The organism is Enterobacter cloacae complex sp. IR5450, assembly GCF_049238665.1.
Lineage (GTDB): Bacteria > Pseudomonadota > Gammaproteobacteria > Enterobacterales > Enterobacteriaceae > Enterobacter > Enterobacter hormaechei_C.
This window is the reverse complement of sequence record NZ_JBMKIC010000021.1, coordinates 22,920-42,714: the sequence shown is the minus strand read 5'-3', so window position 1 is coordinate 42,714 and position 19,795 is coordinate 22,920. Positions and strand designations below refer to the sequence as shown.

Here is a 19,795-nt window from a genome sequence, read left to right as displayed (position 1 = left end):
AACCTTCTGCTAAATTATCCAGGACTTATTGTTCGGATAAGGGAGATATGATGAAGCAGGCATTACGATTAGCTTTTGGTTTTTTAGTACTGTTGACGTCAGCAGTGCATGCCACAGTAAGCATCGACATTACCGACTGGAACGACTCAGCGCGTCCAATCGGTGTCGTTCCGTTCCAGTGGGCAGGCCCGGGCGCTGCGCCTGAAGATATTGGCGGCATTGTTGCAGCTGACCTGCGTAACAGCGGTAAATTTAACCCCTTAGATCGTTCTCGTCTGCCGCAGCAGCCGGGTACAGCTCAGGAAGTTCAACCTGCTGCATGGTCTGCACTGGGTATTGATGCCGTGGTTGTCGGACAGGTTACTCCTGCGCCAGACGGCGGCTATAACGTCGCTTATCAGCTGGTGGATACTGGCGGTGCGCCGGGTACCGTTCTGGCTCAAAACACGTATAAGGTGAACAAGCAGTGGCTGCGTTATGCAGGCCACACGGCGAGTGACGAAGTGTTTGAGAAGCTGACCGGTATTAAAGGTGCGTTCCGTACCCGTATCGCGTACGTAGTACAGACCAACGGCGGCCAGTTCCCTTATGAGCTGCGCGTCTCTGACTACGATGGTTACAACCAGTTCACCGTACACCGTTCACCACAGCCGCTGATGTCTCCGGCATGGTCTCCGGATGGCTCTAAGCTGGCGTACGTGACCTTCGAAAGCGGCCGTTCCGCGCTGGTTATCCAGACACTGTCTAACGGTGCTGTGCGTCAGGTTGCGTCATTCCCACGTCACAACGGTGCGCCTGCGTTCTCTCCGGATGGTACCAAACTGGCGTTTGCCCTGTCTAAAACCGGTAGCCTGAACCTGTACGTGATGGATATTGGTTCTGGTCAGATCCGTCAGGTCACGGATGGTCGTAGCAACAACACTGAGCCAACCTGGTTCCCGGACAGCCAGAATCTGGCATTTACGTCTGACCAGGCAGGTCGTCCACAAGTTTATAAAGTGAATATCAACGGCGGAGCAGCGCAGCGTATTACCTGGGAAGGTTCTCAGAACCAGGATGCTGACGTCAGTGCCGATGGTAAAACAATGGTAATGGTCAGTACTGCGGGTGGTCAGCAGCACATTGCCAAACAAGATCTGGTAACGGGGGGCGTACAAGTACTGTCGTCAACGTTCCTGGATGAAACGCCAAGTCTGGCACCTAACGGCACCATGGTAATCTACAGCTCTTCTCAGGGGATGGGATCCGTGCTGAATCTGGTTTCTACAGATGGGCGTTTCAAAGCGCGTCTTCCGGCAACTGATGGACAGGTAAAATCACCTGCCTGGTCGCCGTATCTGTAATAATAATTAATTGATTACTAAAGGAATCTTAGAAATGCAACTGAACAAAGTGCTGAAGGGGCTGATGATCGCTCTGCCTGTTATGGCAATCGCAGCGTGTTCTTCTAACAAGAACGCAAGCAATGACCAGAGCGGCGAAGGCATGATGGGTGCCGGCACCGGTATGGACGCTAACGGCAATGGCAATATGTCTTCTGAAGAGCAAGCGCGTCTTCAGATGCAGCAGTTACAGCAGAACAACATCGTTTACTTCGATCTGGATAAATACGACATTCGTTCTGACTTCGCTGCAATGCTGGATGCGCACGCAAACTTCCTGCGTAGCAACCCGTCTTACAAAGTCACCGTAGAAGGTCATGCGGACGAACGTGGTACTCCGGAGTACAACATCTCCCTGGGTGAACGTCGTGCAAACGCTGTTAAAATGTACCTCCAGGGTAAAGGCGTTTCTGCTGACCAGATCTCCATCGTTTCTTACGGTAAAGAAAAACCAGCAGTACTGGGTCACGACGAAGCGGCTTACTCCAAAAACCGTCGTGCCGTACTCGTTTACTAAGAGAATTGCATGAGCAGTAACTTCAGACATCATCTGATGAGTCTGTCGTTACTGGTTGGAATAGCGGCCCCCTGGGCCGCTTTTGCTCAGGCACCAATCAGTAGTGTCGGCTCAGGCTCGGTAGAAGATCGAGTCACTCAACTCGAGCGTATTTCTAACGCTCACAGCCAGCTTTTAACTCAACTCCAGCAGCAGCTTTCCGATAACCAGAATGATATTGATTCCCTTCGTGGTCAGATCCAGGAGAGTCAGTATCAGCTTAATCAGGTTGCGGAGCGCCAGAAGCAAATTTTGTTGCAGATGGATAGCCTGAACAGCGGCGGAGCAGCAGCACAGCCAGCAGCAGGCGATCAAAGCGGTGCGGCGACGCCTGCACCTGCGGCAGATGCCTCCGCGTCGTCTGGTGCGCCTGTACAGAGCGGTGACGCGAATACGGACTACAACGCGGCCATTGCCCTGGTGCAGGACAAATCGCGCCAGGACGATGCTATCGTTGCGTTTCAGAACTTCGTTAAGAAGTACCCTGATTCCACTTACCAGCCAAATGCGAACTACTGGCTGGGTCAGTTGAATTACAACAAGGGTAAAAAGGATGATGCGGCGTTTTATTTTGCCTCTGTGGTGAAAAATTACCCGAAATCACCGAAAGCGCCTGATGCGATGTATAAAGTCGGCGTGATCATGCAGGACAAAGGCGACACTGCAAAAGCCAAAGCGGTTTATCAGCAGGTGGTTGCGAAATTCCCGGGTACAGACGGCGCCAAACAGGCACAAAAACGTTTGAGTTCGATGGGTTGATTATCGCATGACCAGAAATCGCGTTATTTCTGGTCGTGCAGCATGATTCCTAAGCAGTTAAGTGATCTTCATCGAAATTTTTGTTGCGCAGAATTCTTAAATCAGTAATATATGCCGCCGTTGCCACGGGATATCAAACAACGTGAAAGCAGCGCAAAAGTGGGTCGTTAGCTCAGTTGGTAGAGCAGTTGACTTTTAATCAATTGGTCGCAGGTTCGAATCCTGCACGACCCACCACTTAAAGCAGTTCCGGCAGCACAGAGTGGGTGATTAGCTCAGTTGGTAGAGCATCTCCTTTACACGGAGGGGGTCGGCGGTTCGAGCCCGTCATCACCCACCACTCGGGTCGTTAGCTCAGTTGGTAGAGCAGTTGACTTTTAATCAATTGGTCGCAGGTTCGAATCCTGCACGACCCACCAATTTTATTGGTACCGAGTGATAATTCAGGCAACACCCGAATGGGTCGTTAGCTCAGTTGGTAGAGCAGTTGACTTTTAATCAATTGGTCGCAGGTTCGAATCCTGCACGACCCACCAGCCTGAATAGATTTGAAGTACATCCCGTAAGGGGTCGTTAGCTCAGTTGGTAGAGCAGTTGACTTTTAATCAATTGGTCGCAGGTTCGAATCCTGCACGACCCACCAATGTAAAAAGGCGCCCTAAAGGCGCCTTTTTGCTATCTGTCGTTCGCCAGTGCCTTGTAGGTCGGGTAAGGCGAAGCCGCCACCCGACAGATGCTACCGGCATCAATTCCCGATGACATTCCCCCTCAAATTCGCTATCTTGTTTAGTATACAAAACACCATTGCCTCATTTTTGTTATCTCATGCAAAACAAAGGCAATATTGTTAAGCCAGTAAAACGAGAAGCCATAATGAGTGTGATGTTTGATCCCGAAACCGCAATCTATCCCTTCCCGCCAAAGCCTGCTCCGCTAAGCCGGGATGAAAAACAGTTCTATCGAGAGAAAATCAAGCGCCTGCTTAAAGAGCGTGATGCGGTGATGGTGGCGCATTACTACACCGACCCGGAAATTCAGCAGCTGGCGGAAGAGACGGGCGGCTGTATCTCAGATTCCCTGGAAATGGCGCGTTTCGGTGCTAAACATCCTGCCTCCACGCTGCTGGTTGCAGGTGTGCGCTTCATGGGCGAAACGGCAAAAATCCTCAGCCCGGAAAAAACCATACTGATGCCGACGCTGAATGCCGAATGCTCCCTTGACCTCGGTTGCCCGATTGATGAGTTCACCGCCTTCTGTGATGCCCACCCTGACCGTACCGTGGTGGTCTATGCCAACACGTCTGCGGCGGTGAAAGCCCGGGCGGACTGGGTAGTGACGTCCAGTATCGCCGTTGAGCTGATTGAACATCTGGACAGCCTGGGGGAGAAAATCATCTGGGCGCCCGATCGTCACCTGGGAAACTACGTACAAAAACAAACCGGTGCTGATGTGCTGTGCTGGCAGGGCGCCTGTATCGTTCACGACGAGTTTAAGACCCAGGCTCTGACGCGCATGAAGGGGTTATATCCGGACGCCGCGATTCTGGTGCACCCGGAATCCCCGCAGTCCATCGTCGACATGGCGGATGCCGTCGGGTCAACCAGCCAGCTTATTCATGCTGCGAAAACCCTGCCGAACAAGCAGCTCATTGTGGCGACCGATCGCGGTATCTTCTACAAAATGCAACAGGCCGTGCCGGAAAAAGAGCTGCTTGAAGCGCCAACCGCCGGAGAAGGGGCGAGCTGCCGAAGCTGCGCGCATTGCCCGTGGATGGCGATGAATGGGCTCAAAGCGATTTCGGAGGCGCTTGAGAACGGTGGCGCAGCGCATGAGATCCACGTGGATGCCGCTCTGCGTGAAGGCGCGTTAATTCCACTTAACCGTATGCTGGATTTTGCGGCTACACTACGTACTTAACTTATTACGCCCCGGAGAAAAAATGGATTTTTTTAGCACACAGAACATCCTGGTTCATATCCCGATTGGTGCGGGCGGCTATGACCTGTCGTGGATTGAAGCGGTGGGTACGCTGGCCGGTTTACTCTGTATCTGGCTGGCCAGCCTTGAGAAGATCAGCAACTATGCGTTCGGGCTGATAAACGTCACGCTGTTTGCGATCATCTTCTTCCAGATCCAGCTCTACGCCAGCCTGCTTCTACAGCTGTTCTTCTTCGCGGCCAATATCTATGGCTGGTACGCCTGGTCTCGGCAAAACAGCCAGCAGGAGGCGGAGTTGCAAATCCGCTGGCTGCCGTTGCCTAAAGCCATCGCCTGGTTCGCGGCCTGCGTGGTGGCTATCGGCTTTATGACCGTCTTTATTGATCCGGTATTTGCCTTCCTGACGCGCGTGGCGGTCTCGGTGATGTCGGGGCTGGGATTGAACGTCACCCTGCCTGAGCTTCAGCCGGATGCCTTCCCGTTCTGGGATTCCTGCATGATGGTGCTGTCGATTGCGGCGATGATCCTGATGACGCGTAAATACGTTGAGAACTGGCTGTTGTGGGTGGTCATCAATGTCATTAGCGTGGTGATTTTTGCCCGCCAGGGTGTTTATGCCATGTCGCTGGAGTATATGCTCCTGACCTTCATTGCTCTCAACGGCAGCCGCATGTGGATTAACAGCGCGCGTGAGCGTGGCTCTCGCGCGCTTTCCCGTTAATGGTGATGTGCGTGTGAGTGGCCGGACTGCGCCTCGTTAAGGTGGCAGTCTGGCCCGCTGCAAGGCTGGTACTCCATCTGGATAGTGGAGTGCGCAATCTCATAGTGATGCTCGAGGAAATGCCGAATACGTTCAAGCAACGCATCGTGATCGTGGGGCGGAATAACCTGAACGTGCAGCGTCATCAGCGGTTTCTCACCCACCAGCCAGACGTGAACGTGGTGAACGTTACGGACTTCAGGAATGGAACGACTCAGGTTGCGCTTCAGTTCGCCAATATCCAGTGATGTGGGCGCGCCTTCCAGTAGCTCATTTACGCTCTCCTTCAGTAGCCGCCAGGCGCTGCGCAATACCAGGCACGATACCAGCACGGAAAGAATCGGGTCGATAGGGGTCCAGCCCGTGCCCATAATGATCAGCGCGGCCACAATCGCACCAACAGAACCCAGCAGATCGCCCAGCACATGAAGCGCCGCGGCCCGCACGTTCAGATTTTTTTCACTGCTGCCGCGGTGCAATATCCAGAACGCCAGAATATTGGCGACCAACCCGGCAATGGCGATAACCATCATTGTCGTCCCGGCTATCGGTTGTGGATGCCGAAAGCGCTGAAAAGCCTCCCAGACGATAAGAATAGTAATGACCACCAGTGCAATCGCATTCACAAAGGCGGCAAGCGTGGTCAGTCTGAGCCAGCCAAAGGTGTGGCGGGTATTGGGAGGGCGACGGGCAAACTGCACGGCCAGCAGAGCAAACAGGAGCGCGGCAGCGTCGGTCAGCATATGCCCGGCATCGGCCAGCAGCGCCAGCGATCCGGATATCAGCCCGCCTGTGACCTCAATAATCATAAAGGTGGCAGTGACGCCAAAAGCCAGCAAAAGCCGTTTGGCATTTTCATCGCCAGTGGAGTGGGAATGGGAGTGGGAGTGCGCCATGGTATCGTTCCTGATTTATTATTATTTTTAGTGTAGCGTTTTTAAGAGCTTAAATAAAAAGGAGAGCATTCGCTCTCCCTGTTTTACCTTATGGAAGGTTACTGGGTAGTACCGTCCGTTTTGGTATTGGCATCGCTGCCCACTTTGTCATTCGGGTCCGGGCATTTCCCGTCTTTACAGACTGAGTTTTTATGCACCTCGTCGGTAGTCATACCCTCATGGTTCATCGTGCCTGTGTTCGTCCCGCCAGTATTGGTATTGCCCGTGTTGATATTACTGTTATCAACATTGTTTGGCGCGATATTCTGTTTTGCATCCGGCGCAACCTGGCCTGCTTCGGCAGCGGCATTCGCGTCGCCGTTGCTGCCGGATGAGCCTGCATCAGCAGCCAGTACGCTACCGCTTGCCAGGGTAAGGGTTGCCGTCAGGAAAAGCGTAGTCAGTTTCGTCATTTTCATCATGGTGCTCCTGTTCTTATCGTTACGCTGGATAACATTCTCCAACAGTGCATCTTGTTCAGTGGCGAAAGATTCCGGACTCCTGAATTATGTCAGGATGGAATCGCGTATAAATATTTAAAAACAGTCGTTACAAGTAAAAAGCTTAGGCCAGATCTCATTTTTCGCTATTTTGTTACGTATTTTAGGCGAATTCCAGGAATTATCTGCGCGAAGTGTAAAAGCCCGTTTACACTTCGTGGCCGACAAGTTAGATTGAAAGGATTGCTTTCATTACTAAAGATATGGCAGAGCCGGAAAGAAGATGAATTATCAGAACGACGATTTACGCATTAAAGAGATCAATGAGTTATTACCTCCCGTAGCGCTCCTTGAAAAATTCCCCGCCACCGAAAATGCCGCCAACACGGTGTCTCATGCCCGCAAGGCGATCCACAAGATCCTGAAAGGTAGCGACGATCGTCTTCTGGTAGTGATCGGGCCATGCTCCATTCACGATCCTGCTGCGGCCAAAGAGTATGCGTCGCGTCTGCTCGCCCTGCGTGAAGAGCTGAAAGGCGAACTGGAAATCGTGATGCGCGTTTATTTCGAAAAACCGCGTACCACCGTGGGCTGGAAAGGGTTAATCAACGATCCGCATATGGACAACAGTTTCCAGATTAACGACGGCCTGCGCATTGCGCGTAAGCTGCTGCTGGAGATCAACGACAGCGGGCTGCCTGCTGCCGGAGAATTCCTCGATATGATCACCCCGCAGTATTTGGCTGACCTGATGAGCTGGGGCGCTATTGGTGCGCGTACGACTGAATCTCAGGTTCACCGCGAGCTGGCGTCTGGCCTGTCATGCCCGGTGGGTTTCAAAAATGGCACTGATGGCACCATCAAGGTCGCCATTGACGCCATTAATGCGGCGGGCGCGCCGCACTGCTTCCTGTCGGTGACCAAGTGGGGCCACTCGGCTATCGTGAATACCAGCGGTAATGGCGATTGCCATATCATACTGCGCGGCGGTAAAGAGCCTAACTATAGCGCTAAACACGTAGCGGAGGTAAAAGCAGGGCTGGAGAAAGCAGGTCTGGCACCGCAGGTGATGATCGATTTCAGCCATGCCAACTCCAGCAAACAGTTCAAAAAGCAGATGGAAGTCGGCGCAGATGTGTGTCAGCAAATCGCCAGCGGTGAACGCGCAGTGATTGGGGTGATGATTGAGAGCCATCTGGTTGAAGGCAACCAGAACCTGGAGGGCAGCGAGCCGCTGGTCTACGGTAAGAGCGTGACGGATGCCTGCATTGGCTGGGACGATACCGATGCGATCCTGCGTCAGCTGGCGGATGCGGTTAAAGCGCGTCGCGGCTAAGTATGTCGCGGGTAATAAAAAAGCGTGGATTTCTCCACGCTTTTTTTATGTCCGGCAAATATTACTTCGCTTTACCCTGGTTCGCCACGGCCGCCGCTTTTGCAGCGATTTCGTCGGCGTTACCCAGGTAGTAATGTTTAACTGGCTTGAAGTTTTCGTCGAACTCGTACACCAGAGGCACGCCGGTAGGGATGTTCAGCTCGAGGATTTCATCTTCACCCATGTTGTCCAGGTATTTCACCAGCGCACGCAGGGAGTTACCGTGAGCAGCGATAATGACGCGCTCGCCGCTTTTCAGGCGTGGCAGAATGGTTTCGTTCCAGTAAGGCACAACGCGGTCGATGGTCAGCGCCAGGCTTTCGGTCTGCGGCAGTTCAGCCTCAGTCAGCTTCGCGTAACGCGGATCGTGGCCCGGGTAGCGCTCGTCATCTTTGCTCAGCTCTGGAGGCGTGACCGCAAAACCACGACGCCATTGCTTAACCTGCTCGTCACCGTATTTTTCTGCGGTTTCCGCTTTGTTCAGACCTTGCAGCGCACCGTAGTGACGCTCGTTCAGTTTCCAGGATTTCTCAACCGGCAGCCAGGCCTGATCCAGCTCGTCCAGAATGTTCCACAGGGTATGGATGGCACGTTTCAGCACAGAGGTGTAAGCAAAGTCAAAGGTGAAGCCTTCTTCTTTCAGCAGTTTACCTGCCGCTTTTGCTTCGCTCACGCCTTTCTCGGACAGATCAACGTCATACCAACCGGTGAAGCGGTTTTCGTTGTTCCACTGGCTTTCGCCGTGGCGCACCAGGACAAGCTTAGTATTAGCCATTTCTTACTCCTCAAGCATTTTGAATGATAACAATTCTCATTATATTGCCGTGACTGTGCCAGCAGCAACGCTTAACCCTAACCATAGCGAAAATAGTTCGAGAGTGTAAGATGCATGTGAATCCAGGGTTATGATTTTGTCTGCGATCGCCGCTATTTTCAGCAAGGCGGAGATAAAAAAGCCCTCGCGGTGAGGGCCAGGCTTTTTTGCCGGATGGCGCTTCGCTTATCAGGCCTACATTTGTAGGCCCGTGCGCCGCCGGACATTAAGCGCGCGGAATGAAATGATACTCGGTGACGCTTACGTACTCTTCACCCGGACGTAGCACGCAGTCCGGCTGCGGCCATTCAGGATGGTTAGGCGTGTCCGGCAGGAACTCGCTCTCCAGCGCCAGGCCTTGCCAGGCGCCGTAGGCGTCATGTTCGCGCGCCGTGGTACCCTCCAGATAGTTACCGGAATAGAACTGTAGGGCGGGGGCGGTGGTGTAGACCGTCATCTGTAACTTCTCATCAGCAGACCAGACCTGTGCGGCAGGTTGAGAAAGATCGCCTTTCGCCTGCAACAGGAACGCGTGGTCGTAGCCTTTCACCTTGCGCTGATCGTCATCACTCAGGAAATCCTGGGCGATGGTTTTCGGCTGACGAAAATCAAAGCTATTACCGCTTACCGGTTTCAGCCCCTGATAAGGGATACCCATCTCATCGACCGGCAGATACTCGTCCGACAGGATCTGGAGTTTGTGGCTGCGGACATCGGTCTGATTACCGTCAAGGTTGAAATAGGCGTGGTTAGTCAGGTTGACCGGGCACGGCTTATCGACGGTCGCGCGGTACTCAATGGCGATGCGATTATCTTCGGTCAGGGTGAAGCGCGCCGTTGCGGTGAGATTGCCCGGGAAACCCTGGTCTCCATCGAGGGAGTCCAGAGAGAACCAGACCTCACCGTCATTTTGCTGCACAATCTTCCAGCGACGTTTATCAAACCCTTCCGGGCCGCCGTGCAGCTGATTTTCGCCCTGGCTGGCAAGCAGGGAATACGTTACGCCGTCCAGCGTAAACCGGCTTCTGGCGATGCGGTTAGCGTAGCGGCCTATGGATGCGCCCAGAAAAGCGGTCTGCTCGATATACTGCTCCGGCGATGCGCAGCCGAGCAGGGTTTCGCGCACGCTGCCGTCAGGCATCGGTACGCGGGCAGAAAGTAACGTTGCGCCCCAGTCCATCAGCGTAACCACCATCCCGGCGCTGTTGCGCAGGGTTAACAGGCGATACGGCAGACCATCCGGTGCGAGTGTAGGTATTTCGTTTAGCACTGTCCGGCTCCTTGTGATGCTTTACAGACGTAGAAAGTTTCTTTGATGCCCGTTTTGGCTTCGTACTGCTTAGCCACGGCGTCCTGGACGGCAGGGACCAGCTCTTCCGGCACGAGGGCGACGACGCACCCGCCAAATCCGCCGCCGGTCATACGCACGCCGCCTTTGTCGCCAATCGTGGCTTTCACAATTTCAACCAGGGTGTCGATTTGCGGCACGGTGATTTCGAAATCGTCACGCATGGAGGCATGCGATTCGGCCATCAGCTCGCCCATCCGTTTCAGGTCACCTTTCGCCAGCGCGGAGGCGGCTTCTACGGTACGGGCATTTTCGGTCAGTATATGGCGCACGCGCTTCGTGACAACCGGGTCCAGCTCGTGGGCGACCTTGTTAAATTCATCAAGTGAGACATCACGCAGGGCTGGCTGCTGGAAGAAGCGCGCGCCGGTTTCGCACTGTTCGCGACGGGTGTTGTACTCGCTGCCCACCAGGGTGCGTTTGAAGTTGCTGTTGATGATCACCACAGCCGCACCTTTAGGCAGCGGAACCGCTTTGGTCCCGAGGGAGCGACAGTCAATCAGCAAAGCGTGTTCTTTCTTGCCCTGCGCGGAAATCAGCTGATCCATAATGCCGCAGTTGCAGCCCACGAACTGGTTTTCCGCTTCCTGACCGTTCAGGGCGATCTGCGCCCCGTCCAGCGGCAGATGATAAAGCTGCTGGAACACGGTGCCGACCGCCACTTCCAGAGATGCGGAAGAGCTTAATCCCGCCCCCTGCGGCACGTTGCCGCTGATCACCAGATCGGCCCCGCCGAAATTCTTGTTACGCTTTTGCAGGTGCTTCACCACGCCGCGAACATAGTTCGACCACTGCTGGCTGTCGTGGGTCACGATCGGCGCATCGAGGGAAAATTCGTCAATTTCGTTGCCGTAATCCGCGGCGATTACTCGCACATGACGATCGTCGCGTTTCGCACAGCTGATCACCGTCTGGTAGTCGATGGCACACGGCAGGACAAAACCGTCGTTATAGTCGGTGTGCTCGCCGATCAGATTAACGCGGCCTGGCGCCTGGATAACATGGGTGGCAGGGTAGCCAAATTTTTCAGCAAACAGGGATTGTGTTTTATCTTTCAGACTCATTTTTAGACTCCTGATTCGCGGTAATGGACGTCGCTAACGGCACGCAGACGTTCTGCCGCCTGTTCCGCCGTCAGGTCGCGCTGGGTTTCCGCCAGCATTTCATAGCCCACCATGAATTTACGTACCGTTGCTGAGCGCAGCAGCGGCGGGTAGAAGTGTGCATGTAACTGCCAGTGTTGATTCTCTTCGCCGTTAAACGGCGCGCCGTGCCAGCCCATGGAGTAGGGGAAGGAGCACTGGAAGAGGTTGTCGTAGCGGCTGGTCAGTTTTTTCAGCGCCAGCGCCAGGTCGTCACGCTGGGCGTCGCTGAGTTCGGTAATGCGCTGAACATGGGCTTTCGGCAGCAGCAGCGTCTCAAATGGCCACGCCGCCCAGTAAGGGACTACCGCAAGCCAGTGTTCGGTTTCTACCACGGTACGGCTGCCATCCGCCAGCTCACGCTGGGTGTAATCCACCAGCATAGGCGAACCGTTCTGGGTGAAATACGCTTTTTGCAGTCGGTCCTCACGCTCGGCTTCGTTCGGCAGGAAGCTGTTCGCCCAGATCTGACCGTGCGGATGTGGGTTGGAGCAGCCCATCGCCGCGCCTTTATTTTCAAACACCTGCACCCACGGATAGCTCTGGCCCAGCTCCGCGGTTTGCACCTGCCAGGTGCTGACCACCTCTTTCAGGGCATCCACGCTCAGCTCCGGCAACGTTTTGCTGTGATCGGGCGAGAAGCAGATCACGCGGCTGGTGCCGCGGGCGCTTTCGCAGCGCATCAGCGGGTCATGGCTTTCCGGCGCGTCCGGCGTATCGGTCATCAGCGCGGCAAAGTCGTTAGTAAACACGAAGGTGCCTTTGTAGTCCGGGTTTTTATCGCCCGTCACGCGGGTATTGCCCGGGCAGAGGAAACAGTCCGGATCATGCTGCGGCAGCGTCTGTTTGGCAGGCGTCTCTTGCGCCCCCTGCCAGGGGCGCTTGGCGCGATGCGGTGAAACTAAAATCCATTGCCCGCTGAGCGGGTTAAAACGACGATGCGGGTGATCGACGGGATTGAATTGCGTCATGACAAATCCTTAGTCCGGATAGCCCTGCGGATGGCGTGATTGCCAGTGCCAGGTATCCTGTGCCATTTCATCGAGCGTGCGGGTGACACGCCAGTTGAGCTCTTTATCCGCTTTGGTGGCATCGGCCCAGTAAGCCGGGAGGTCGCCATCACGGCGGGGAGCGAAGTGATACTTCACTGGCTTGCCGCAGGCTTTACTGAAGGCATTCACCACATCCAGCACGCTGCTGCCAACCCCGGCGCCGAGGTTGTAAATATGCACGCCCGGTTTGTCCGCCAGCTGCTGCATCGCCGCCACGTGGCCGTCGGCCAGATCCATGACGTGAATGTAATCGCGCACGCCGGTGCCATCTTCGGTGGGATAATCGTTACCAAAAATCGCCAGGGAATCGCGGCGCCCTACGGCAACCTGCGCGATATACGGCATCAGGTTGTTAGGAATGCCCTGCGGATCTTCGCCCATATCACCTGAAGGATGCGCGCCGACCGGATTGAAGTAGCGCAGCAACGCGATGCTCCACTCAGGCTGGGCTTTTTGCAGGTCGGTCAGGATCTGCTCTACCATCAGCTTGCTTTTGCCATACGGGCTTTGCGGCGTACCGGTCGGGAAGCATTCAACGTAAGGAATTTTTGGCTGATCGCCGTAGACGGTTGCGGAAGAGCTGAAGATAAAGTTTTTAACGTTGGCCGCACGCATGGCGGAGATCAGACGCAGGGTACCGTTGACGTTGTTGTCATAGTACTCAAGCGGTTTTGCCACCGATTCGCCAACCGCTTTCAGGCCCGCGAAGTGGATAACGGTTTCAATCGCGTGATCGTGAAGGATTTCAGTCATCAATGCTTCATTGCGGATATCGCCTTCCACGAAAGTCGGCTGTTTACCCGAAAGGCGTTCAATGACCGGCAGCACGCTGCGCTTACTGTTGCACAGGTTATCAAGAATGACAACATCGTGGCCGCTTTGCAGCAGTTGCACACAGGTATGACTTCCTATGTAACCGCTACCACCTGTTACCAGAACTCGCATATTTCGCTCCATTAGGCTTATGGTATGAATTAACCATAGCATATCAGAGACGCGAAAAGTGTGACATGGGATAAAATAGTGGTATCGTTTACACTGGTTTTCACACGCGCTTTTTCTCAGACTGAGTGCATTGTAGATCAAAGAGATAGAGATGTATTGTTGCAGGTTGTCTGAAAAGCGGAGGGCAGCGCCCTCCGAGCGTTAATCGATTTTGCTCAGCAGGTAGCGGTATTGCTCGCCGTCAGGGACAAATTCCAGCCGATGGGTGATGCAGGACGGGGCATCCTCAGCATGGTGGGACACAAACAGCAGCTGGGTTTCACCTTCGCTAATCAGGACATCCACAAAGCGGCGGATCAGCTGACGGTTGAGCGGATCCAGCCCCTGCAACGGTTCATCCAGAATCAGCAGCGTAGGGTGCTTGACCAGCGCGCGGACGATCAATGCCAGCCGCTGCTGCCCCCACGACAGGCTGTGGAAGGGTGCATCGGCGACCCGGTTATCCATACCCAGAATATCCAGCCACTGCTGCGCCAGCTTGTGCTGCTTGTCGGATACCGCCTGATAAATACCAATGGAGTCGAAGAAGCCAGAGAGGATCACGTTTCGCACCGTGGTGCTCACCCGGTAGTCCAGATGCAGGCTGCTGCTGACATAGCCGATGTGCTTTTTGATATCCCAGATGGTTTCCCCGCTGCCGCGGCGACGGCCGAACAGGGTGAGATCGTTGCTGTATCCCTGCGGGTGATCCCCGGTGATCAGGCTCAGCAGCGTGGATTTACCCGCCCCGTTGGGGCCGACGATCTGCCAGTGCTCACCAGGATTAACCGTCCAGCTGAGGTGATTAAGAATAGGGCGATCGTCGTAAGCAACCACCCCATCGCGCAGCACAATGCGCGGCTGGTCAGGATCCAGCCCGTGGCGCGCCGAAGGCGCATCCGGCTCCGGCAGGGCAATACCGTCCAGTTTCTCGCTGTGGGCCAGCTGCGCAATCAGCGCCTGCCGAAGCAGTACGGCTTTCTCGCCGGTTTCGGTCAGGCTACAGTCCGCCAGCACGCCTGCATAATGTACGAAATCCGGGATCTCATCAAAGCGGTTCAGGACCAGTACAAGGGTGTATCCCTGCTGCTTAAGCGACGCCAGCAACGCCGCCAGCTGCGCGCGGGACTGTACATCCAGTCCGTCAAACGGTTCATCCAGGATCAAGAGTTCCGGCTCGCTCATCAGCGCCTGACACAGCAGCGTTTTGCGCGTCTCACCGGTAGAAAGATATTTGAAACGGCGGTTAAGCAGGGCGGTAATGCCAAATTGCTCCGCCAGCTGCTGACAGCGGGCAGGATCTTTTATCTCATCCTGGATAATTTCCGCCGTCGTGCGGCCGGTATCTTCTTCGCCGGGGCTGAGCAAATCGGTATTGTTACGCTGCCACTCATCGCTGACCAGCTTTTGCAGCTGTTCGAAGGAAAGGCGCGTCAGCCGGGTAAAGGTGCACCGACGTTCACCCTTCAGTTGGGTTATTTCGCCAGCCAAAGCGCGGGCCAGCGCGGATTTTCCGCTGCCATTAGAGCCCACAAACGCCCAGCTTTCTCCGGCGCGAAGGGTTAACTCTGGCAGCGATAAGGTACGGGTATCGCTAAGACGAAACGTGCCTTGCGAAATATGCAATGATGACATGTGTTATCCCATTTTTTGCAGCAACAGATGTCAGGGATACTCAGTGTAAGCAGGGTTGTCAATGCGCTTAGCACAATGTGGCGATAATTACCCTGTCTGCATTGAAATATGCGGTCACCACAGCACCTTCGTCTAATTCGGTCGCGTCGTTCACCGGAACGGTGGCGCAGAGCAACTGTCCATCCGGCAGGGTCATCAGCACTTCACACTGTTCTGCGCCGCGCTCGATGTGGCTGATGCGTCCCCGCAGCTGGTTGTCGGCCTCTGCGGCCTGCTCAGGGTTAAGCGTGATGCTGATCCAGGGGGCTTTGAGTAATACCAGCACCTCCTGACCTTCGTTCAGCCCAAGGCGTTGACCACTTTGCGCGGTGATGGCGGCTTTCAGGCGCGTCGTGCCGTCCGCGAGCATGATCTCAATATGCTCCTGCACCTGCGAATGATCGCGCCCCGTCACCGTACCAAACCACTGGTTACGGGCGCTGGTCTGCAAAGAGAAACGGGAGATGGCGCCCAGCAGGCTGTCCAGCGGCAGGTTGTCGTAATCGCTCAGCACATCAAATGCTTTTTGCTGGATCTGCGCCAGTAAATCGTAGAGCTGGATCAGACGTTGCCCGTAACGCGTCAACACGGCGCCGCCGCCGCCTTTCCCGCCGGTGGCGCGCTCAACCAGCGTGTGTTCACTCAGGGTGTTCATGTCGTTAATCGCATCCCAGGCGCTTTTATAGCTGATGCCGGCGTTTTTTGCTCCCTGGCTAATCGAGCCAGTTTGTTCTATTTGTTTTAACAGGGCGATACGTCGCGGATCGGCGAAAAGCTTCTGCTGAAGTCGTAGGGTGAGGAGAATTTCGGCCTGCATAACAGTGTCCCGGCAAAAAGGCTATTGTGACCCAAATGCCCGGGGGCGGAAAGCTCACCGCACAAAAGGGGATGTTTTTCTTACTTTTCAGGGTAGAATAAGCCGTTCACAAGATCTGGAGAAAACCATGTTAGAGTTGTTGAAAAGTCTGGTATTCGCGGTAATCATGGTGCCAGTAGTGATGGCTATGATCCTCGGTGCCATCTACGGCCTGGGTGAAGTGTTCAACGTCTTTTCGAACATTGGTCATCGTCGTGACCAGCCTAAAAAGCAGCAATGATTTCCTCCAAAACGCCCGGCCAGCCCGGGCGTTTTGCTCTCAAGTTTATTCCTCTCCCGCCGATATCTTTTACAACGTTCCTTGAGTTTACGCATTAATGGGTACGATTTAGCGCTAGGAACGCCTGCGATATATCGTTATATTTGTTTGTATATAACGATACGCACAGGAGCTTCAAATGGCACGTTCATGGGTACGCCTTTTCGCAGGGGCAACGCTGACTCTCTCACTCACCGGCCACGCGCTGGCGGATGAAGGAAAAATCACGGTCTTTGCGGCGGCGTCGCTGACTAACGCGATGCAGGATATTGCTGCGGTATACAAAAAAGAGAAAAACGTCGAGGTGGTCTCGTCGTTTGCCTCCTCGTCCACGCTGGCCCGCCAGATTGAAGCGGGGGCGCCCGCGGATCTGTTCATCTCTGCCGATCAGAAATGGATGGATTACGCGGTGGAGAAAAAATCTGTTGATACGGCTACCCGCGAAACGCTGCTGGGAAATAGCCTGGTGGTGGTTGCACCCGCAAACAGCAAGCAGGGCGACATCGCCATCAACAAACAGACGGACTGGACCCGTCTGCTCAACGGTGGTCGTCTGGCGGTGGGCGATCCGGAGCATGTTCCTGCCGGGATTTATGCGAAAGAAGCGCTGCAAAAACTTGGCGCATGGGAAACCTTATCGCCGAAGCTGGCTCCCGCAGAAGATGTGCGTGGCGCGCTGGCGCTGGTGGAGCGTAACGAAGCGCCACTCGGGATCGTTTACGGCTCCGATGCCGTCGCCAGTAAAGGTGTGAAGGTGGTGGGCACCTTCCCGGAAGACTCGCATAAGAAAGTGGAATATCCTGTTGCGATAGTTGATGGACATAAAAATGCGAGCGTGACGGCCTTCGTTGACTACCTGAAGGGACCTGAATCGTCCGCTATCTTTAAACGTTACGGATTTACGACTCACGAATGATATTGACCGAACCTGAATGGCAGGCCGTGCTGCTGAGCCTGAAAGTCTCTTCCCTGGCGGTTGCGCTGAGTTTGCCCTTTGGGGTGTTCTTTGCCTGGTTACTGGTTCGCGTGAAGTTTCCAGGCAAAGCCCTGCTCGACAGTGTTCTCCATCTTCCGCTTGTCTTACCGCCTGTGGTGGTCGGATATCTGCTGCTGATCTCCATGGGGCGACGCGGTTTTATCGGCGAATGGCTGTACGACTGGTTCGGACTGACCTTTGCTTTCAGCTGGCGCGGCGCGGTTCTGGCCGCGGCAGTAATGTCCTTCCCGCTGATGGTGCGCGCTATCCGCCTGGCGCTGGAAGGGGTGGATATCCGGTTAGAACAGGCCGCCCGCACGCTGGGCGCAGGCCGCTGGCGGGTATTCCTGACCATTACGCTTCCGCTTACGTTACCGGGCATTATCGTCGGTACGGTGTTAGCCTTCGCCCGCTCGTTGGGTGAGTTTGGCGCGACCATCACCTTTGTGTCGAACATTCCCGGCGAGACGCGGACCATCCCGTCGGCCATGTATACCCTGATTCAGACCCCGGGAGGCGAAGGTGCGGCGGCCCGGCTGTGTATTATTTCGATTGTGCTCGCTCTGGTCTCGCTGCTGGTGTCTGAGTGGCTGGCGCGCCTCAGCCGTGAACGGATGGGGAAATCGTGATGCTGGAAATCAACTTTACGCAAACCCTGGGCAGTCACACCCTGACGCTGAACGAAACGCTGCCTGCCAGCGGTATCACCGCCATTTTTGGCGTGTCCGGGGCGGGGAAAACATCTCTGATTAATGCGATTAGCGGCCTGACGCGTCCCCAGTCTGGCCGTATTGTGTTAAATAACCGCGTCTTGAATGACGCGGAGAAGAAGGTCTGCCTGTCACCGGACAAACGCCGTATCGGCTATGTGTTTCAGGATGCGCGCCTGTTTCCGCACTACAGCGTTCGCGGGAACCTGCGTTACGGCATGGCAAAAAGCATGGCCGGACAGTTCAATAAGCTGGTGGCGCTGCTGGGCATCGAACCGCTGCTGGATCGTCTGCCGTCGTCGCTGTCGGGTGGTGAAAAACAGCGTGTGGCGATTGGCCGCGCCCTGTTAACCGCGCCGGAACTGCTGCTGCTGGATGAGCCGCTGGCCTCGCTGGATATTCCGCGCAAGCGCGAGCTGCTGCCGTATCTGCAACGTCTGGCGCGGGAAATCAACGTGCCCATGCTCTACGTCAGCCATTCGCTGGATGAAATTTTACATCTGGCCGACAAAGTGCTGGTGCTGGAAGCGGGCAGGGTGAAGGCATTCGGCAATCTGGAGGAGGTGTGGGGCAGCAGCGTTATGCATCCATGGCTGCCAAAGGAGCAGCAGAGCAGCATTCTGAAGGTGAGCGTGCTGGAGCACCATCCGCACTACGCGATGACCGCGCTGGCGCTGGGCGATCAGCATTTGTGGGTGAATAAAATCGATACGCCGATTCAGTCCACGTTACGGATCCGCATTCAGGCGTCGGATGTCTCATTGGTCCTGCAACCGCCGCTGCAAACCAGTATCCGCAATATTTTGCGCGCAAAAGTGGCGCAGTGTTTTGATGATAACGGCCAGGTGGAAGTGCAGCTGGAAGTGGGCAGCAGAACGCTGTGGGCGCGCATCAGCCCGTGGGCCAGGGATGAGCTGGGTATCAAGCCTGGCCTGTGGCTTTACGCGCAAATCAAGAGCGTTTCCATAACCGCCTGATCACAGCAGGTGGGTATAGATATACTGCGCGATGCTGTCGGTGGTGTTATCGCCAATCACCACGTCAGCGCGCGCTTTCACCGCGTCATCGGCATTACCCATCGCCACGCCCGTTCCGGACGCTTCCAGCATGCTGATGTCGTTATAGTTATCGCCGAAGGCAATTACGTCCTGCATTGATCCGCCCTGCGATTCAACGAACTGAGTCAGACGCCTTCCTTTGCTGTTGCCTTTGCGGGCGATATCCACCTGATCGTGCCAGGACCATTCACATTCCAGACCCAGCGTATGCTCGACATGTTTTGCGAAGGTATTCAGTTTGGCGGTGTCTTCATCGGTCAGGGCAAATTTCCAGATTGCTTCGACGTCTTCCGCCGCCTGGCGCAGGGAGGAAACCTGAGTGAACACCGGACGCTGCGCTTCCGGCAAAGACAGAGCCCAGTTGCTGGTGCGGATCACATGGCCGGTAGGGCGTTCATACACCATGGCGTTATCCACATACATCAGGCCGTGAATGGCGTGCTCATCCAGTAAATCAATCAATTGCAGCGCCTGCGTTACGGGAAGCGGATCGGAGGCTAAAACCTTTTTTGCCTGATAATCATACAAATAGGTGCCATTACAACAAATTGCAGGTGTATCTAAGCCCAGTGCCTGATAAAAAGGATGAATGGCTACGTGATGTCGACCCGTTACGATGAGAAGTTGATACCCCGCTTCCTGGGCTCGTTTGAGGGCCTCAAGAGAAGAGGGGAGCAGGGTTTTCTGAGGGGTAAGCAGTGTTCCGTCTAAATCCAGGGCAATCACTCGCGAGGTCATTTTTTGTTCCGGGTTAAT

The 19,795-nt window shown here is 55.0% G+C and carries 20 protein-coding genes and 5 tRNA genes; 15 read left to right on the top strand and 10 right to left on the bottom strand.

The window, feature by feature from the left end; genetic code table 11:
* The first annotated feature begins 50 nt into the window (after positions 1 to 50).
* From tolB to pnuC, 10 genes are all read left to right on the top strand, one after another.
* The gene (gene tolB, locus ACOTYB_RS16095) at positions 51 to 1,343 is read left to right on the top strand and encodes a Tol-Pal system beta propeller repeat protein TolB (RefSeq protein ID WP_017384962.1); all 1,293 of its coding nucleotides are present in this window, start codon (positions 51 to 53) and stop codon (positions 1,341 to 1,343) included.
* 34 nt (positions 1,344 to 1,377) lie between these two features.
* A complete protein-coding gene (gene pal / locus ACOTYB_RS16090) occupies positions 1,378 to 1,899 on the top strand; it encodes a peptidoglycan-associated lipoprotein Pal (protein WP_003858578.1) in 522 nt (173 codons plus the stop codon).
* 9 nt (positions 1,900 to 1,908) lie between these two features.
* Complete coding sequence (gene cpoB, locus ACOTYB_RS16085; RefSeq protein WP_045342222.1) at positions 1,909 to 2,697, top strand: cell division protein CpoB; 789 nt, start codon at positions 1,909 to 1,911, stop codon at positions 2,695 to 2,697.
* Positions 2,698 to 2,858: 161 nt separating this feature from the next.
* Positions 2,859 to 2,934, top strand: a tRNA-Lys gene (locus tag ACOTYB_RS16080).
* A 27-nt stretch (positions 2,935 to 2,961) separates the two neighbouring features.
* A tRNA-Val gene (locus ACOTYB_RS16075) sits at positions 2,962 to 3,037 on the top strand.
* A 3-nt stretch (positions 3,038 to 3,040) separates the two neighbouring features.
* Positions 3,041 to 3,116: transfer RNA gene (locus ACOTYB_RS16070), tRNA-Lys, on the top strand.
* Between the two features lie 41 nt (positions 3,117 to 3,157).
* Positions 3,158 to 3,233, top strand: a tRNA-Lys gene (locus ACOTYB_RS16065).
* 31 nt (positions 3,234 to 3,264) lie between these two features.
* Positions 3,265 to 3,340: transfer RNA gene (locus tag ACOTYB_RS16060), tRNA-Lys, on the top strand.
* A gap of 230 nt (positions 3,341 to 3,570) precedes the next feature.
* On the top strand, positions 3,571 to 4,614 hold the full coding sequence (gene nadA, locus ACOTYB_RS16055; RefSeq protein WP_047054654.1) for a quinolinate synthase NadA: 1,044 nt from the start codon (positions 3,571 to 3,573) through the stop codon (positions 4,612 to 4,614).
* Positions 4,615 to 4,636: 22 nt separating this feature from the next.
* Positions 4,637 to 5,356 (top strand): nicotinamide riboside transporter PnuC, encoded by a 720-nt coding sequence (gene pnuC / locus ACOTYB_RS16050; protein ID WP_045337001.1) that lies wholly within the window; start codon positions 4,637 to 4,639, stop codon positions 5,354 to 5,356.
* Here the strand turns inward: pnuC and zitB are convergent.
* Positions 5,353 to 6,291, bottom strand: a complete 939-nt coding sequence (gene zitB, locus ACOTYB_RS16045) for a CDF family zinc transporter ZitB (protein ID WP_022650624.1) — start codon at positions 6,289 to 6,291, stop codon at positions 5,353 to 5,355. The two genes, pnuC and zitB, sit on opposite strands and share 4 nt — an antisense overlap.
* A gap of 98 nt (positions 6,292 to 6,389) precedes the next feature.
* Positions 6,390 to 6,749 carry a protein YbgS gene (locus tag ACOTYB_RS16040; RefSeq protein WP_003858566.1) on the bottom strand — a complete coding sequence of 120 codons (360 nt, stop codon included), beginning with the start codon at positions 6,747 to 6,749 and terminating at the stop codon, positions 6,390 to 6,392.
* A gap of 304 nt (positions 6,750 to 7,053) precedes the next feature.
* Between ACOTYB_RS16040 and aroG the strand changes: the two genes are divergently transcribed.
* Positions 7,054 to 8,106: a 3-deoxy-7-phosphoheptulonate synthase AroG gene (aroG, locus tag ACOTYB_RS16035; RefSeq protein WP_003858564.1), complete on the top strand. Its 1,053-nt coding sequence runs from the start codon at positions 7,054 to 7,056 to the stop codon at positions 8,104 to 8,106.
* Between the two features lie 61 nt (positions 8,107 to 8,167).
* On the opposite strand, the gene gpmA is transcribed toward aroG, so the two are convergent.
* The 7 genes from gpmA to modE all read right to left on the bottom strand — a co-directional run bounded on the left by gpmA (position 8,168) and on the right by modE (position 15,976).
* Positions 8,168 to 8,920 carry a 2,3-diphosphoglycerate-dependent phosphoglycerate mutase gene (gpmA, locus tag ACOTYB_RS16030; RefSeq protein ID WP_003858562.1) on the bottom strand — a complete coding sequence of 251 codons (753 nt, stop codon included), beginning with the start codon at positions 8,918 to 8,920 and terminating at the stop codon, positions 8,168 to 8,170.
* Between the two features lie 265 nt (positions 8,921 to 9,185).
* The gene (gene galM / locus ACOTYB_RS16025; RefSeq protein WP_048209097.1) at positions 9,186 to 10,229 is read right to left on the bottom strand and encodes a galactose-1-epimerase; all 1,044 of its coding nucleotides are present in this window, start codon (positions 10,227 to 10,229) and stop codon (positions 9,186 to 9,188) included.
* Positions 10,223 to 11,371: a galactokinase gene (gene galK / locus ACOTYB_RS16020; RefSeq protein WP_220316782.1), complete on the bottom strand. Its 1,149-nt coding sequence runs from the start codon at positions 11,369 to 11,371 to the stop codon at positions 10,223 to 10,225. The genes galM and galK overlap by 7 nt, the downstream gene beginning before the upstream one ends.
* A gap of 2 nt (positions 11,372 to 11,373) precedes the next feature.
* Positions 11,374 to 12,420 carry a galactose-1-phosphate uridylyltransferase gene (gene galT, locus ACOTYB_RS16015; RefSeq protein ID WP_022650627.1) on the bottom strand — a complete coding sequence of 349 codons (1,047 nt, stop codon included), beginning with the start codon at positions 12,418 to 12,420 and terminating at the stop codon, positions 11,374 to 11,376.
* 9 nt (positions 12,421 to 12,429) lie between these two features.
* Positions 12,430 to 13,446, bottom strand: a complete 1,017-nt coding sequence (gene galE / locus ACOTYB_RS16010; RefSeq protein WP_220153658.1) for a UDP-glucose 4-epimerase GalE — start codon at positions 13,444 to 13,446, stop codon at positions 12,430 to 12,432.
* A gap of 201 nt (positions 13,447 to 13,647) precedes the next feature.
* The gene (modF, locus tag ACOTYB_RS16005; RefSeq protein ID WP_421765837.1) at positions 13,648 to 15,120 is read right to left on the bottom strand and encodes a molybdate ABC transporter ATP-binding protein ModF; all 1,473 of its coding nucleotides are present in this window, start codon (positions 15,118 to 15,120) and stop codon (positions 13,648 to 13,650) included.
* Between the two features lie 67 nt (positions 15,121 to 15,187).
* Positions 15,188 to 15,976, bottom strand: coding sequence for a molybdenum-dependent transcriptional regulator (gene modE, locus ACOTYB_RS16000; RefSeq protein ID WP_220153659.1), 789 nt, complete (start codon positions 15,974 to 15,976; stop codon positions 15,188 to 15,190).
* A gap of 127 nt (positions 15,977 to 16,103) precedes the next feature.
* On the opposite strand from modE, the gene ACOTYB_RS15995 reads away from it, so the two are divergent.
* From ACOTYB_RS15995 to modC, 4 genes are all read left to right on the top strand, one after another.
* Positions 16,104 to 16,256 (top strand): AcrZ family multidrug efflux pump-associated protein, encoded by a 153-nt coding sequence (locus ACOTYB_RS15995; RefSeq protein ID WP_421765836.1) that lies wholly within the window; start codon positions 16,104 to 16,106, stop codon positions 16,254 to 16,256.
* Positions 16,257 to 16,434: 178 nt separating this feature from the next.
* The gene (gene modA / locus ACOTYB_RS15990) at positions 16,435 to 17,211 is read left to right on the top strand and encodes a molybdate ABC transporter substrate-binding protein (RefSeq protein WP_032608887.1); all 777 of its coding nucleotides are present in this window, start codon (positions 16,435 to 16,437) and stop codon (positions 17,209 to 17,211) included.
* A complete protein-coding gene (gene modB / locus ACOTYB_RS15985; RefSeq protein ID WP_003858545.1) occupies positions 17,208 to 17,900 on the top strand; it encodes a molybdate ABC transporter permease subunit in 693 nt (230 codons plus the stop codon). Before modA ends, modB begins: the two co-directional genes overlap by 4 nt.
* Positions 17,900 to 18,958 carry a molybdenum ABC transporter ATP-binding protein ModC gene (gene modC / locus ACOTYB_RS15980; protein ID WP_220153660.1) on the top strand — a complete coding sequence of 353 codons (1,059 nt, stop codon included), beginning with the start codon at positions 17,900 to 17,902 and terminating at the stop codon, positions 18,956 to 18,958. The genes modB and modC overlap by 1 nt, the downstream gene beginning before the upstream one ends.
* On the opposite strand, the gene ACOTYB_RS15975 is transcribed toward modC, so the two are convergent.
* Positions 18,959 to 19,777, bottom strand: a complete 819-nt coding sequence (locus tag ACOTYB_RS15975) for a pyridoxal phosphatase (protein WP_003858539.1) — start codon at positions 19,775 to 19,777, stop codon at positions 18,959 to 18,961. It lies immediately after the preceding gene.
* Positions 19,778 to 19,795 lie beyond the last annotated feature (18 nt).